Genomic DNA, 14,645 nt, shown 5'->3' on the forward strand with positions numbered 1-14,645 from the left:
CCTTTATTGGTTGCTCGTCTGTGCTTCTTTCCGCGAATGGTCGGTAATTGCCTGCGATGTTGGGTCGGTCACCAAGTCGGTCGCCGGGTCGAGCAGACGGTCTTCCTTCACGCGTTCGCTGTACCGGTCGACGAGATAATCGGCGCGGCCGCGAAGCAGCAGCGTGAACTTCACGAGTTCTTCCATGACGTCGACGAGGCGGTCGTAATACGAGGACGGTTTCATTCGCCCGTTCTCTTCGAACTCTTCAAACGCCTTGGCTACCGACGACTGATTGGGAATGGTGAACATGCGCATCCATCGTCCGAGCTGCCGCAGTTGATTGACGGAGTTGAACGACTGCGAACCGCCACTGACCTGCATGACGGCAAGCGTGCGCCCCTGTGTCGGGCGGATGCCGCCGCTGACGAGCGGCAGATGATCGATCTGCGTCTTTATCAAACCGGTGATCGTGCCGTGGCGCTCGGGGCTGCACCACACGTGTCCTTCGGACCACAGCGACAACTCGAGCAACTCTTTTACTTTCGGATGGTTCTTCACGTCGACGTCGTCTGCATGCGGCAGACCGCGCGGATCGAAAATCCGCGTTTCAGCGCCGAACGTCTGCAGCAGGCGGGCGGCTTCCTCGACTAGCAGCCGCGAATACGAGCGTTCACGCAGCGAACCGTAGAGCAGCAAAATCCTCACGGGCGGTTGCCCATTCATGCCGAGGCGCGCTGCGATATCGGTGTCGAAAAAATCTGTCCTGGCGGCCGGAAAGCTGTGGTCGTCTTTCGTTGCATCAACGGTCATCTGATTACCTTGCTATTTGATCTTTGCAATTGCACACGGATGTTTGGCGAGTCAACGCGGGCATTGCGGCGGATGACGAGCAATACATCACTGTTGGTGCTTTGCATTCTATGACGTTTCCGGTATTCTGGAAATGTCAAAGTAACGACCACGGCGTGAAAAGAAAGGCTGCACTCCGGACCTTTAATCCACGAAGCCAAATGAAAGGCCAAAAAAATTGAGCACGACGTCGAATCCGGACGAGAGCGCAAGAGCCGACACAGAAACAACGGACAGTCGCGACAGACTGGTGACGTGGGCACTAGCCGTCGCTCAACTCGTATCGTGGGGCTCCGTCTACTATTCCTTTTCGCTGCTGGTCGTGCCAATGGAGCAGGCCATGGGCTGGAGCCGGACGGCGATGAACGCGGCGCTTTCCGTGGGCTTACTCGTTTCGGGCGTCGCGGCCTATCCGATCGGCCGCTGGATCGACCACGGATTTGGCCGCCGCGTCATGGCCCTCGGCTCGATCATCGCCGCGGCGATGCTGCTGCTGTGGGCCGATGCGCAATCGTTGACGGTGCTCTTCGTCGTGTGGATTGGCCTGGGCGTTTCGATGGCCGCCACGTTTTATGACCCGGTGTTCGCGGTCGTGACGCACCGTTATCCGCGAAGCTTCCGCACCAAGATCACGCTCATTACATTGGTCGCCGGATTCGCGAGCACGGTCTTTATTCCGTTGACGCAGTTCCTCGTTGGCGCCGTCGGCTGGCGCACGTCGCTTGTTGTCCTCGCCGCATTGAATGTGTTTATATGCCTTCCTGTTCACGTGGCGGCAATCCGTTCATCGAGGCTTGACGCCGAAGCACGGCCGACCAGCGCCGAAGTGAAACAGACGAACGATGCCGCTACGCAACGCGCGCTTCGTTCGCCCGTTTTCTGGGCGCTCGCCGTCTGCTTCACCGCCTACTACGCGACGTTCGCCGCGCTCACATTTCATCTCGTGCCGCTCATGGTCGAGCGCGGCATATCGAACGCAGTGCTCGTGACAACCATGGCGCTCATCGGACCGGCGCAGGTCGCCGCTCGAGCAATCTGGTTCATGTTCGGTCGAGGGGTGCATATCAGCACGGTGGGTATCGTCATCGTGACGTTGTTCCCGGTCTCGACGCTTATCCTGATCGGCGCGGGTCATTCGGCCGCGCTGCTATGGCTCTTCGCGCTGTGCTACGGCGCTGCGAATGGGATGATGACGATCCTTCGCGGCACCATTGTTCAGGACCTGATGTGGACCGAAGGCTACGGCGCGGTCAGTGGCATGCTTTCGTTTCCGTCCAACGTTGCGAAGGGCGTAGCACCGATTGCCGCTGCCAGCATATGGAGCTTTACGCACGGTTACGTGGCCGTCGAGTGGACAGTGTTTCTCGTCTCGATACTGTCGGCAATTGCTTTCTTTGCGGCTATCCGGTTTAGCCGACACGCGACAGTCCGAGCCGCCTGACTTCGCTTCAGGGATCGTCACAGGGGACAACATCGACTATGAAGATGCGCGCTGCACAAAGCGAAGACCTTGAGGCCATCAAGGCATTGCTCGCAGAAAACGAACTCCCGGTCGCCGATGTGAATGCAGCCATGCTCGCGGACTTCCTCGTCGCGGAAGACGAGGGTGGGAGGATTGTCGGCAGCGTTGGGCTCGAGCGGTTGGGAGTCGATGCGTTGCTACGCTCGCTGGCAGTCGCGCGGACCGCTCGTCACGCGCGATTGGGCACCATGCTGGTCGCTCATGCAGAGTCGATGGCGCGAGCGTCGGACATATCCGACTTGTGGCTGCTTACGACGACCGCGGCCGGGTTCTTCAGGCGCATGGGCTACGTGGATGTCGACAGAAGCAAAGTGGCCGCGGAAGTGAAGTCCACCACGCAGTTCGCGCAACTGTGTCCGGCGACTGCCGCTTGCATGAGGAAGACGTTGTAGCAATCGGTCGCGCGAAAAGCCGCGGGTGACCGCGGCGTTGCACACCAACTATCGCGCCGGCCTATCAGCTCTTCAGATCGTCCGGCACCTTGCCGCCGTTCTCCGCGAGCTTCTGCATGACCTGCTTGTGCAGCCACATGTTCATCGCGGCCGAGTCTTCCGTGCTGCCGGTGTAGTGCAGTTCCGACGCGAGCTCCTTACGCGCGGCAAGGCTGCTGTCGAGACCGAGCAGTTTCAGCAGATCGACAATCGATGTGCGCCAGTTCAACTTTTCGCCGCTGCTTTCCTGCATTTTCGCGAGCACCGCTTCGACGTCGACGGTCGGCATCGGCGTGACAGGCGGTTGCGAATTGCCGGCGGCCGTGGTGGATGGCGTGGCCGGCGTGCCCGCCGGAGCGCTCGCGCTGCCGGGTGCCGCAGTGGGCGAGGCCGCCGCGCCGGCCGCTGCGCCGGAGCCGGTGTTGGCCGGATGATCGTGCGGGAAAATCTTGTTGAGAATGCTTGAAAAAATGCTCATGTGTCGCTCCTCGTTCGTACCGGCCAATGCGGCCGGCCTTCACGGAGCGCAATGGCTGTGCCTGTGCGGCCGGCTTCGGCATAGATGCCGTCGTCTGCTGGGGCGCAGTCACTGATCAGACATTTGCGTGCGCAGTAAAAAAGCATCGCCATCCTAACTAATAACGATAAGCCGCACGCGAGGCACAAGGTTTGCTGAACGTTGTCCACTCAACGCAAAGAGAGGGAGGTTGAAAATGGCCGAGTCTTATCAATCCACCAGTTCCGGTTCCGCCGATGCGTCGCGCGACGACAGCCTCGCGGGACGACCCAACGGCAGCGACGAATTGCGTGCCCGCAGCACGATGAAACTCTCGGAATTGAAGGACAAACTTGCTGACGCGCAGGACGTGGTCAAAACGAAATATCGCGTCGTGTCCGAATCGACCGATGATTTCGTTCACGACAGTCCGTGGAAAGCGGTGACGATGGCGCTGATCGGCGGGCTCATCATCGGCATGCTGGCTGCGCGCTAACTCACGCGCGTTGCGCCATGTGAAGAGGGATCGTGCGTTGCTTGCGCGCGATCCATGCCACCGCATTGCGACGCGGTGGCATGGTCAGTCAGACGCGCGCTCCTTCGCGAGCGTCATCCTGCATTAGTGTTCGCTTGGCCGGATGGCCGGGTCGTCCTCGACGACGCCGCGTGTCGCGGACCAATACGGTTCCCGGTTGTAGTAGCTGTACGTCGATTCGCCCCAGGCACGGTCGGCCATCGACGGCCAGTGGTCCTTGTCGAAACCCGGGTCGTCCTTCAGGCGCTGTGCGGTGATGTCGACGAAGAAGCACTTCTGGTCGGTGTCGAGCGTCAGCGCACTCCACGGAATGGCGTGCAGGTTCGCGCCCATCCCGAGAAAACCGCCTTCCGACAGCACCGCGTAGGCGATGCGTCCGTTGCGCACGTCGAGCATGATGTCGGAGATCTTGCCGACATGTTCACCATCCGACGACATCACCTTCGTTCCGTCCAGCGTGGCAGCCGCCATGACTTCCGGCCCCGGACCTTCGCCGATGCCGCCGCCGACAATCTTCGCTCCGCCTCGAGTGGCGCCTTGCGGGTTGATTGAGCCCATCTTTCACCTCCTTAACGAAAAGGGTGCGTCCGAAGGTGCGCAAGCGATGTGCCCGCCCGGCGGCAAAACCGCTCTCTCAACGCGATAAAAGCGCGACCGTGGCGATGCCGAGAACCGTCATGCAAAGCGATGCGCCGACGTGGATCGCGACTTCGCCCGCGGCCCAGCCGAGGCGGCCGTCCTGCAGATGCTGCACGACTTCGGCGGAGAAGGTCGAGAAGGTGGAGAGTCCGCCCATCATCCCGGTGATCACGAAGAGCCGCCATTCCGGCGCGATCTGCGGCGCGCGCGCAAAGCCGGCGACGGCCACGCCGATCACGTAGCCGGCGATCACATTGGCGGCAAAGGTGCCGAGCGGCAGCGACGGAAATAGCGCATTCAGACGCAGGCCGAGAAACCAGCGAAACAGCGAACCGAGCGCACCGCCGATAGCGACGGCCAAGATGGACCAGTACATGAGTGGACTTTGCTGAAACCGGAGTCGACAAGCCGGGCTGAGCGGGAAGACGCGATGCCGCCTCCGCATGGGTCCGGGGAAGCAGGCATCATCAGCACGAGGCGGTTAATGGATTGGCGCGAGCGTGTGCGTTGAAGCGCACGCCGGACACCCATTGGAGAATGCCATCTCCAGCGCGCAAGTCTAACATTCGGCGGCTCTATGGGGACAGGTCGGACCAGGCCGCGGCTTGCCCACGAGCATTGGCTTGCGCCCACGCGAGCCGCTGCGTCAGCCGAGGCTTTCGCGCTCCGGCGTCGCGGAAATCTTGTGGATCGACAGGTCGGCTCCGTTGTATTCGTCCTCCTGGTCGAGCCGCAGGCCCACCGTCAGGCGAATCGCGCCGTACACGAGCGTGCCGCCGAGCGTCGCCACGACAATCCCGCCGAGCGTGCCGAGCACCTGCGCGCCGAACGACACGCCGCCCATTCCGCCGAGCGCCCGCAAGCCGAAGATGCCCGCCGCGACGCCGCCCCACGCGCCGCACAGACCGTGCAGCGGCCACACGCCGAGCACGTCGTCGATGCGCCAGCGGTTTTGCACGCACGTGAACATATAGACGAACAGCACGCCGGCGATGCCGCCCGTGACGAGTGCGCCGAGCGGATGCATCAGGTCCGAGCCGGCGCATACGGCGACCAGCCCGGCGAGCGGCCCGTTGTACGTGAAGCCCGGATCGTTGCGGCCCGCGAGCCAGGCGGTCAGCGTGCCGCCGACCATCGCCATCAGCGAATTGACGGCGACGAGTCCGCTGATCTTGTCGACGGTCTGCGCGCTCATCACGTTAAAGCCGAACCAGCCGACGGCCAGCACCCACGCGCCGAGCGCCAGAAACGGAATATTCGACGGCGGATGCGCGGCAATCCCGCCGTCGCGGTGATAGCGGCCGTGGCGCGCGCCGAGCAGCAGCACGGCCGGCAACGCGACCCAGCCGCCGAACGCGTGCACGACGACCGAACCGGCGAAGTCGTGGAACGGCACGCCGAACATCTGCGCGATCCACGCCTGCACGCCGAAGCGCTCGTTCCACGCGATGCCTTCGAAGAACGGATAGACGAAGCCGACCAGCACGAAGGTCGCGAAAAGCTGCGGATTGAACTTCGAGCGCTCGGCGATGCCGCCCGAGACGATCGCGGGAATCGCGGCGGCGAACGTCAGCAGGAAAAAGAAGCGCACGAGCGCGTAGCCGTTGTGCGCGGCGAGCGTCCCGGCGTTGTCGAAGAACTGCACGCCGTACGCGATCGTGTAGCCGATAAAGAAATAGGCGATCGTGGAGACCGAGAAGTCCACCAGAATCTTGACCAGTGCGTTGACCTGGTTCTTCTTGCGCACGGTGCCGAGCTCGAGAAAGGCGAATCCCGCGTGCATCGCCAGCACCATGGCGGCCCCGAGCAAAAGAAAGAGCGTATCGGTGCCGGTTTTCAAGCTAGCCATCGGTTGTTTCCGCTTATGCCAAAAAGTCGGGCATTGGATGCAAGAAGCGGGCCAAAAAGGTGCTTGTCCGGCGAACGCAGTGCAAACGGGCACCGGATTGGGATTGTCGCCTGCGACGGCGAGCCCCGAGTCGCGCAGTCTGCACCTTCAATGCACGCGTCCAAGCACAAAAGATGTGCGGAAACGTCCCGTTTTGGTTCCTATGATCCATTACGGGTCCAAAGTTTTCGTCCGGCTTACGGGCGCGGCGTCGAGCCTGAAGGTGTGCGAGCACATCGGTGCAGCCCGACCTGCAGCCTGCATCGACACGCCTGCCGCCAAAGTTTGGGCGCTAGCCCGACCCTTTGTTTCCGCAGCAAACGCCGACATAATGTCCCGTCCCGTACACGACTGGCGGCCCACCTTCCAATGCGCTCGCATGCGACTTACCACTAAAGGCCTGCTGCTGATCGCGATTCCGGCGGTCTTCGAACTGGCGCTTCTGTCAGGACTGGTCAAGGCGCAGTCCGACGCGGCCGACGCCGAGCGCTGGGCCGTCCACGGTCAGGAAGTGCTGCGCCAGACCACGTCGATTCTCGATCCGGTACTCGGCGAGTCTGTCGCGCTGCGCGGCGCGGTGCTTGCCGGCGACAACCACTTTGTGACACCGCTCTCCGTCTGGGTCGATGTCGACCGGCGGATCGATCAGCTCGCGGAACTCGTCTCGGACAACCCGGCCGAGGTCGAACGCGTCGTCCAGGTACGCCAGGCGGTGCAGGCCTATCGGCAATGGTCCGACCGCATGCAGGACATGCTGCGCTCGGGGCGCGGCAACGACATCGTCGAGCGCTTCGGCGATCTTGCGCAGACCGACGTGCTCGACCGCTTTCGCCAGCAGGTGGCCGCCTTCCAGGCGGAAGAGCGGCGTCTCGACAGCCAGCGCGCCAATGCCGCCGACGCCGCGCGCGAGCGGCAACAGGCGCTGGTCGGCGCGGCGGTGTTCGGCTCTCTGCTGTTTGTGGCGCTGGCCGTGTGGCTTTTCACGCGCGGCTTGCGTGGCCGGCTTGCGGTCCTGTCGGACAACGCCGGGCGCCTTGCCGGCAACGAGCCGCTCGCGCCGATCGGGCCGGGCCACGACGAAATCGCGCAACTCGACCTGACCTTGCACGAGACCAGCCGGCGTCTTCTCGAAGCCGAGCGCATCCAGGCGCGCTTTCAGGCGGACCTTGCGCGCCGCGCGGACGAGCTTGCGCGCATCAACGAGACGCTGCGGCAGCAGACGCAGGAAAACGAGATGTTCATCTACAGCGTGTCGCATGATCTGCGTGTGCCGCTCGTCAATCTGCAGGGCTTTTCGAAGGAACTGATCCGCGCGTGCGACGAACTGCGCGCGGCCCTGAGCGATTCGTCGATCGACGCGCAGATGCGGCAACGCATCGAGCGCGTGGTCGACGAGGACATCGGCGAAGCGCTGCATTATCTGCAGACGGCGGTGCTGCGCGCGTCGCACATCATCGACGCGTTGTTGCGGCTGTCGCGCATCGGCCGCGTCGAATACCGGCATCAGAAAGTCGAGGTGCGCGATATCGTGCCGCGCGTGATCGACGCGATGCAGGGCTCGATCCGCGCGCGGCGGGCACAGGTGCAGGTGAGCGACTTGCCGGCCGTGTGGGGCGATCCGACCGCGCTCGAGCAGGTGTTCGCGAATCTGATCGGCAATGCGGTGAATTATCTGGACCCGTCGCGCGAAGGCCGGATCGAAATCGGCACGACGCCCGCGCCGCCGGGCGTTCAGTCGCTGCGGATCTTTTACGTGCGCGACAACGGCCTGGGCATTCCGGCGATCGCGCTGCCGCGGCTATTCAACGCGTTTCAGCGCTTGCACGGCACGGCGGCCGCGGGCGAGGGGATTGGGCTCGCGCTGGTGCGGCGCGTCGTCGAGCGGCACGGCGGGCGGGTCTGGGCGGAGTCGGCCGAAGGCGTGGGCACGACGTTCTATCTGTCGCTGCCCGAAGCGGGGGCCCGGCCGGCGGCGGGGCGAGCGCGTGAAGGCGGTGAAGGGCGCGGCGGGCGACCGCTATCCGTGGCGGCCAACGATCAGGCGATGGACAAGCCGGGGAATCTGCGGATGGGCCCGTAAGGGCTGACGTGGGTTGCAGTCGAGCGGGTGATGCGGGAGCACCCGCGACGGCCTGCGGACGGCGCAGGCGCGAGCGAATCGAAAATCAGGAAGGTTGCGTGAAGCGGAAACCGAGGTGATGGCTCGGAACCGATCAGGATGGTGGGCCAGCGTGACCGCAGGCTACATCAGCTCAGCAAGAAGCAAACAAACGGCGCGACTTCAGCAGTTGCCGGCCGCGAACCGACCAGTAGCACGCGCAGGCAAGCAGAACGGCGACCACGACGAGCACCTGGTAGAGCGTGGGGCGCAGGCCGAGCAGGCCGTCGAGCGCGAACACGCAGCGCGCCAGAATCAACAAAGCCGCCCAGACCGAGCAGGCTGCCAGCACCAGCATTCGCGTGCCGGCGAGGCGCCGCGCGCGGTTTTCACGAGCCCAGCCGGCCGGCGTGCGCGCGCAGCGAAAAGCAATCGCGATCAACGCGACGGCGAGAATGACGATCCAGTCGGTAAGTTCCATCGAAAAGCGCTCCACAAGTCAGCCCGTGACTATAGGAAGGCCCTCCGGCGCGAACCATAGGACGACTCTCAAATGCCGCGCGCGACCGCCGTGGCCGCCCGCGGCATTTGAGCCGGCTCAAAGCTCGATACGCGTGCCGAGCAGAACGAGGAATTGACGCAGCCATTCGGGATGCGCGGGCCACGCGGGCGCCGTCACGAAGTTGCCGTCGGTGATCGCGGCGTCGACGGGAATGTCGGCGTACTCGCCGCCGGCCAGCTTCACCTCGGGCGCGCAGGCCGGATACGCGGAGATGCGCTTGCCGCGGATCACGTCCGCGGCCGCGAGCAACTGCGCGGCGTGACAGATCGCGGCGATCGGTTTGCCGGCTTCGGCGAACTGCCGCACGATGTCGATGACTTTCGGATTGAGCCGCAGATACTCGGGCGCGCGCCCGCCGGCAATCGCGAGCGCATCGTACTGACGCGGATCGGCGTCTTCGAACGATGCGTTCAGCGCGAACAGATGCCCCGGCTTTTCGGTGTAGGTCTGATCGCCCTCGAAATCATGAATCGCGGTCTTGATCCGGTCGCCGGCCTTCTTGTCCGGGCACACCGCGTCGACCACGTGTCCGACTGCCTGCAGCGCCTGAAACGGCACCATCGTTTCGTAATCCTCGGCGAAATCGCCGGTGAGAAACAGAATCTTCTTTGCCGCCATCGTATGCCTCCAGTGGGTCAAGTGAACACAGCAATGCTCGATTGCGTTGGCCAGTCTACCGCACAAGCTTTGACAGAACCGCGACGGCCGCCGCCCGCCGTGCGCGTCGATTTATCGCGCATGAAGCCGTTGTCCGGCAGGCGGCGGCAACAGCGTATGATGAGCGCGTTTTCGTCAGAGAGGCCGCTTCGCGCGGTTCACATACACACATGAATTCATCCATCCGTTCGCCGTTGCTGCGCCGTGCCGCCGTGGTCCTGTTCGTATTCGCCGGTCTCGCGGCCTGCCAGAAGAACGATGCGTCGGCGGGGCAGGTTGCCGGCAAGCTCAACGACGCCGCGCAGGCCGCGTCGCAGAAGCTCGATCAGGCCGCGAGCTACGTCGGCCAGAAGGTCGACGAAACCAAATCCGCGGCGCAGCAGAACATTCAATCGGCTTCGGCGCCGACGGTCACGATCGATCCGAATGCGCTCGCGTCGAGCGCTCAGGCCAATCTGCAGAACGCCGCCAGCGCGGCGCAGGCGCAGCTCGGCAAAGCCGCGTCGCTGACCGGCGAGAGCCTGGAAAACGCGGGGCGCAAACTGCAGCAGTGGTCGGCGCAAAGCTCGGCTTCGTCGACGAGCGCAGCGGCTTCGTCGTCCGGTTCGGGCTACGGCGGCGATGCGCAAAAGCAGATGGACAAGTGAGATGCGCGTGAGCCGATTCCATCGCGCGCGTTCGTGCGTTCGGCCGGGAAGAGCGGACGGGTTTGACAGTGCCGATAAATGTAATTACTATGGTTACACATTGTCGTCGCAGGGCGGGTTGTTGTGAACACCAGTAGCCGGTTTGCATTTGCGGTGCATGTGCTCGCGCTGTTGTCTTTGCAGGAGGGCACGCCGCTTTCGTCGGAGATGATCGCGGGCAGCGTGAATACGAATCCCGCGCTGATCCGGCGGCTTTTGACCATGCTGGCCGAAGCCGGCCTCACGACCTCGCAGCTCGGCGCGGGCGGCGGCGCGCTGCTCGCCCGCGCGCCCGAGCAGATTTCGCTGCTCGACGTGTACCGCGCAGTCGACGACGCGCAGCTCTTCGCGCTTCATCGCGAGGAGCCGAATCCGGCGTGCATGGTGGGGCGCAACATCCAGGTCGTGCTGCGCGGAATCATCGACGAAGCGCAGCAGGCGATGGAGGCGTCGCTCGCGCAGCGCACGTTGGCCGACGCGACGGCGGACTTGCTGCGCGCGGAGCGAGCGCGCGAACGCAAGCGGCGGCCGCATGGATGACGCGGGTGCTTGGCGCAGAAACCGCGTTCGCCGATGATTGCTAATGCGCATGCAATGAGCGCGCAATAAGCGCGGAATGACAGACGGGGGCCGAGGCCCCTCTTTTTTGCGGCATATATGTAATCATCTTGGTTACATATAAACAAATGACAGGAGCATTGAAATGAGCAGGCAGTTGAAGATCGCATTGTTCGGCGCGACCGGCATGATCGGTTCGCGAATTGCGGCCGAAGCGGCGCGTCGCGGGCATCAGGTCACGGCGCTTGCGCGCAATCCCGCGCGCGTTCCGGCCGACGTGCCCAATCTCAAAGCGGCGCAGGCCGATCTGCTCGACGCGGCGAGCGTGGGCGCAGCGGTGCGCGGTCACGATGTGGTGGCGAGCGCATATGCGCCGCCGCAAGGCGACGTCGGCGTGCTGGACAAGGCGACTCGCGCGCTGGTCGAAGGTGTGCGCGCGGCGGGCGTGAAGCGGCTCGTGGTGGTGGGCGGCGCGGGCTCGCTCGAAGTCGCGCCCGGCAAACAGCTCGTCGATAGCGAAGGTTTCCCGGATGCCTACAAGGCCGTCGCGCTCGCGCATCGCGATGCGCTCGGCTACTACCGCAGCGTCGCCGATCTCGACTGGACGTTCTTTTCGCCGGCCGCGATCATCGCGCCGGGTGAGCGCACGGGTACGTTCCGCACCGGCACGAACTCGCTGATCGCCGACGCCGAAGGCAACAGCCGCATTTCCGCCGAGGATTACGCGATCGCGTTCGTCGACGAACTCGAGCAGAGCCGTTTCATCCGTCAGCTCGCGACGGTCGCTTATTGAAGGCGCCGCGTGCTTGCGCGGCGTGCGTGCCGCGCGGCGTGGGTGGCATGGTGCCGCGGCTCGTCACCCTCCGCGGCGCGCTGCACGCATGAAATCATGCAAGCGTCCTAACAATCCGTTACGCATGTCCGGTTGCGGGCGCGCCAACTGAGGCTACACTGGCGTCTCCCGTTTTCTCACGGATTGCCATGCAGTCATGCCCATCGCGGCGTGAATCCGAGGCTGCGCCGTCAAACGGCGGGCTTTCTTCGATTCACGCTGCATTTGTTCGTCTTTCCGCTTGCGTCGGATGGCCGCACGTCCGCGGCGGCGCTCGTGTGCGCGCGGGCGGGTCGGCTCGCAGATATGCGGCGCGAAGCGGTTCAATCAGCGCTTCGATCAGTGCGTGGCTTCGTGCCGTCATCAGCGCGTGTCCCGCCGCGATCGGAATCGCGCTTCTCGTCTGCATCGCATCGCTGCCTCTCGGCGCGCACGCCGCCGGCACTGCAGCCAGCAGCACGCCCGTCATTCCCGCGTTGCAGAGCCTGATCAACAGCGCGACGGTCGCGCCCGCGTCGGAGGCGTCCGGCGCATCGGCGGCCGAGGCCGCGTCGGCGCCGTCGCCCGCGAGCCAGGCGGAAATCGCGCGTTCGCTCGACAGCGTCATCGCCACGCTCGACAACGACCGCCAGCGCACCGCGCTCGTCGCGCAACTCAAAAAACTGCGCGACGTCTCGCGCACCGTCGGTCCGCTCGCGCCGGCGCCCGCGCAGCCGAGTCCCGGCTTGCTCGGCGCGATTGCGTCGGGCATCGCGTCGTTCGAATCGGACATGCATCAGGGCCGTACGCCCGTGCGCTACTGGGGCGGGCGCTTCAACGCGGCCGGCAACGAGCTTTACACCATCATCTCCGGGCAGGGGCCGGAGAGCTTCGGCCGCATTCTCCTGTCGATGTTCGCGATGCTGGCCGGCTGGGGCGCATGCGCGGCCGCGCTGATCTATTTGCAGCAGCGGCTGTACCGGCGCCTCGGCATCGTGATGGGACTGAATCCCAATCCGACGACACGCGAGCTGCTCGTCTTCGCGTTGCGGCGCGTGGGGCCGTGGATCATCGCGTTCGTCGCCGCGCTGCTGTTCGTGCGCGCGATGCCCGATGCGCTCGGCCGCACGCTCGGCATGGTGGTCGCCTATGCGATCGTCGCGGGCGCGGTGTTTTCGGCGATCTGCCTGATCATGTTTTCGCTGTTCGGCTCGGGGCACCGGCGCATCGCCGTGCGTCTGCTGATCGATCATGCGCGGCGCCTGCTGTTCGCGGTCGGCGTGTTCGGCGCGCTCGGCGACGCGGCGGTCAATTACGACGTCGCGCATCAACTCGGCACCAACCTGGCCGCACTCGTTTCGACCGCCGCCAACATGACGGCCGCCGTGCTCGCCGGCTATTTCGCGCTGGCGTTTCGCCGGCCGGTCGCGCACCTGATCCGCAACCGGCCTTACGAACAGCGCAACGATCACAAGGCCGCGACCGACGCCTTCGAGGTGCTCGCCGCGCTGTGGCACGTGCCGGTCCTCGTGCTGGCGACGGCGTCCGTGGTCGCCACGCTTGGCGGTTCGGGGTCGAGCGAAAACGTGCTGCAGATTTCGGTGGTGACCGCGCTGTTGCTCGTGCTCGCGTTCTTCCTGTCGGCCATCGTCCTGCGCATGACGCGCCCGCGCAGTCCGCGCGCGCGGCGCCGCTCGCCGTACCTCACGCGCTTGCTGCGTTTTTGCGGCACGTTGCTGACGCTTTTCATCTGGCTGTTTTTCTTCGAACTGGCGGCGCGTTTGTGGGGCGTGTCGCTGGCCGCGGTCGTCGAGGAAAACGTCGCGGCGCGCGGCATCGCACATGCGGTGACCGCGATCGTCGCGACGGTGTTCATCGCGTGGCTGCTGTGGATTCTCGTCGACACCGCGATCACGGAGGCGCTCAATCCCGGCAGCTCGCGCAACAAGTCGCGCAACCCGAGCACGCGGGCGCGCACGATGTTGCCGCTCGTGCGCAACGTGCTGCTCGTGAGCATCATGACGATCGCGGGCATCGTCACCGCGGCGAATCTCGGCATCAACGTGACGCCGCTGCTCGCAGGCGCCGGCGTGATCGGTCTCGCGATCGGCTTCGGCGCGCAGTCGCTCGTGACCGACCTGATCACGGGGCTTTTCATCATCATCGAAGACACGATTTCAGTGGGCGACTGGATCGATGTGGACGGCGGCCATGCGGGCACGGTCGAGCATCTGTCGATCCGCACGGTGCGCCTGCGCGACGGTCAGGGCGCGATTCACGCCATTCCGTTCTCGCAGATCAAGATCGTCAAGAACCTGTCGCGCGACTTCGCGTATGCCGTGTTCGAAGTGCGCATGTCGTTCTCTACCGACGTCGATGAAATCACGCAGATGATCCGCGAAGTCGGCGCCGACCTGATGGCCGACTTCCGTTACCGGCGTGAGATGCTCGGGCCGATCGAAGTGTGGGGCCTCGACCGTTTCGATCCGAACTGGATGGTCGTCAAAGGGCAGATCAAGACGCGGCCGCTGCAGCAATGGAGCGTGGCGCGGGCGTTCAATGCGCGGCTCAAGCGCAAGATGGACGAAGCCGGCATCGAGATTCCGGTGCCGCAGATGCGCTTGTTCACGTCGTCGAAAGACAGCGAGGGGCAGCCGTGGCGCGACGACAGTACACCGGACGAAACCGGACATGAAGAGCACGGCCACGAGTCCGGCCATGCTCGCCCGCACACGGAGAAAACGCTGCCGATGCGCGGCGCGCATCCGGCGGTAGCGGTGGCGCGCGACGTGTCGCATGAACCACGGCCGGCGCCGCCGGCGACCGCGCAAACGGCGCCGATTCCGCCGCAGGTTCCCACGGCGGGCGAAGGCAAGAGCTGATTATTCGGCGAGGGCAGAGGGCGCGAAGTTTTGTGCGTGTGTGTACGTA

The 14,645-nt window shown here is 64.5% G+C and carries 15 protein-coding genes and 1 riboswitch; of the genes, 8 read left to right on the forward strand and 7 right to left on the reverse strand.

What is annotated here, in order from left to right; all coding sequences use genetic code 11:
- Positions 1-3 precede the first annotated feature (3 nt).
- Complete coding sequence (arsH, locus tag CUJ91_RS06825; RefSeq protein ID WP_232292400.1) at positions 4-705, reverse strand: arsenical resistance protein ArsH; 702 nt, start codon at positions 703-705, stop codon at positions 4-6.
- 304 nt (positions 706-1,009) lie between these two features.
- Between arsH and CUJ91_RS06830 the strand changes: the two genes are divergently transcribed.
- Complete coding sequence (locus tag CUJ91_RS06830; protein WP_181324918.1) at positions 1,010-2,272, forward strand: MFS transporter; 1,263 nt, start codon at positions 1,010-1,012, stop codon at positions 2,270-2,272.
- Between the two features lie 44 nt (positions 2,273-2,316).
- Positions 2,317-2,745, forward strand: coding sequence for an arsenic resistance N-acetyltransferase ArsN2 (arsN2, locus tag CUJ91_RS06835; RefSeq protein ID WP_244230980.1), 429 nt, complete (start codon positions 2,317-2,319; stop codon positions 2,743-2,745).
- Positions 2,746-2,809: 64 nt separating this feature from the next.
- Here the strand turns inward: arsN2 and CUJ91_RS06840 are convergent, their stop codons facing one another.
- Positions 2,810-3,262: a DUF3597 domain-containing protein gene (locus CUJ91_RS06840; protein WP_006052951.1), complete on the reverse strand. Its 453-nt coding sequence runs from the start codon at positions 3,260-3,262 to the stop codon at positions 2,810-2,812.
- Positions 3,263-3,497: 235 nt separating this feature from the next.
- Here CUJ91_RS06840 and CUJ91_RS06845 point away from each other — a divergent pair, with 235 nt between their 5' ends.
- Positions 3,498-3,776, forward strand: a complete 279-nt coding sequence (locus CUJ91_RS06845) for an ElaB/YgaM/YqjD family protein (RefSeq protein ID WP_029969205.1) — start codon at positions 3,498-3,500, stop codon at positions 3,774-3,776.
- Positions 3,777-3,899: 123 nt separating this feature from the next.
- On the opposite strand, the gene CUJ91_RS06850 is transcribed toward CUJ91_RS06845, so the two are convergent.
- The 3 genes from CUJ91_RS06850 to CUJ91_RS06860 form a co-directional block, all read right to left on the reverse strand.
- Positions 3,900-4,373 (reverse strand): PRC-barrel domain-containing protein, encoded by a 474-nt coding sequence (locus CUJ91_RS06850; RefSeq protein WP_006052949.1) that lies wholly within the window; start codon positions 4,371-4,373, stop codon positions 3,900-3,902.
- Between the two features lie 76 nt (positions 4,374-4,449).
- On the reverse strand, positions 4,450-4,830 hold the full coding sequence (gene crcB / locus CUJ91_RS06855) for a fluoride efflux transporter CrcB (RefSeq protein WP_006052948.1): 381 nt from the start codon (positions 4,828-4,830) through the stop codon (positions 4,450-4,452).
- 75 nt (positions 4,831-4,905) lie between these two features.
- A riboswitch (Fluoride riboswitch) is annotated at positions 4,906-5,011 on the reverse strand.
- A gap of 89 nt (positions 5,012-5,100) precedes the next feature.
- On the reverse strand, positions 5,101-6,303 hold the full coding sequence (locus tag CUJ91_RS06860; protein WP_107708387.1) for an ammonium transporter: 1,203 nt from the start codon (positions 6,301-6,303) through the stop codon (positions 5,101-5,103).
- A gap of 418 nt (positions 6,304-6,721) precedes the next feature.
- On the opposite strand from CUJ91_RS06860, the gene CUJ91_RS06865 reads away from it, so the two are divergent.
- Complete coding sequence (locus CUJ91_RS06865) at positions 6,722-8,422, forward strand: sensor histidine kinase (protein WP_029969211.1); 1,701 nt, start codon at positions 6,722-6,724, stop codon at positions 8,420-8,422.
- Between the two features lie 172 nt (positions 8,423-8,594).
- Here CUJ91_RS06865 and CUJ91_RS06870 read toward each other — a convergent pair whose 3' ends face one another.
- The gene (locus CUJ91_RS06870) at positions 8,595-8,921 is read right to left on the reverse strand and encodes a hypothetical protein (protein ID WP_006052945.1); all 327 of its coding nucleotides are present in this window, start codon (positions 8,919-8,921) and stop codon (positions 8,595-8,597) included.
- Positions 8,922-9,038: 117 nt separating this feature from the next.
- Positions 9,039-9,620 (reverse strand): DJ-1/PfpI family protein, encoded by a 582-nt coding sequence (locus CUJ91_RS06875; protein ID WP_029969212.1) that lies wholly within the window; start codon positions 9,618-9,620, stop codon positions 9,039-9,041.
- A gap of 209 nt (positions 9,621-9,829) precedes the next feature.
- Here CUJ91_RS06875 and CUJ91_RS06880 point away from each other — a divergent pair, with 209 nt between their 5' ends.
- The 4 genes from CUJ91_RS06880 to CUJ91_RS06895 all read left to right on the forward strand — a co-directional run bounded on the left by CUJ91_RS06880 (position 9,830) and on the right by CUJ91_RS06895 (position 14,596).
- The gene (locus CUJ91_RS06880) at positions 9,830-10,306 is read left to right on the forward strand and encodes a BCAL1086 family glycoprotein (RefSeq protein WP_107708386.1); all 477 of its coding nucleotides are present in this window, start codon (positions 9,830-9,832) and stop codon (positions 10,304-10,306) included.
- A 123-nt stretch (positions 10,307-10,429) separates the two neighbouring features.
- Positions 10,430-10,885, forward strand: coding sequence for an Rrf2 family transcriptional regulator (locus tag CUJ91_RS06885; protein WP_006052942.1), 456 nt, complete (start codon positions 10,430-10,432; stop codon positions 10,883-10,885).
- Between the two features lie 163 nt (positions 10,886-11,048).
- Positions 11,049-11,696: an NAD(P)-dependent oxidoreductase gene (locus CUJ91_RS06890; RefSeq protein WP_107708385.1), complete on the forward strand. Its 648-nt coding sequence runs from the start codon at positions 11,049-11,051 to the stop codon at positions 11,694-11,696.
- Between the two features lie 188 nt (positions 11,697-11,884).
- Positions 11,885-14,596 (forward strand): mechanosensitive ion channel family protein, encoded by a 2,712-nt coding sequence (locus tag CUJ91_RS06895; protein ID WP_107708384.1) that lies wholly within the window; start codon positions 11,885-11,887, stop codon positions 14,594-14,596.
- Positions 14,597-14,645: the final 49 nt, after the last annotated feature.

It is taken from the genome of Paraburkholderia graminis (assembly GCF_003330785.1).
GTDB classification, from domain to species: Bacteria; Pseudomonadota; Gammaproteobacteria; order Burkholderiales; family Burkholderiaceae; genus Paraburkholderia; species Paraburkholderia graminis.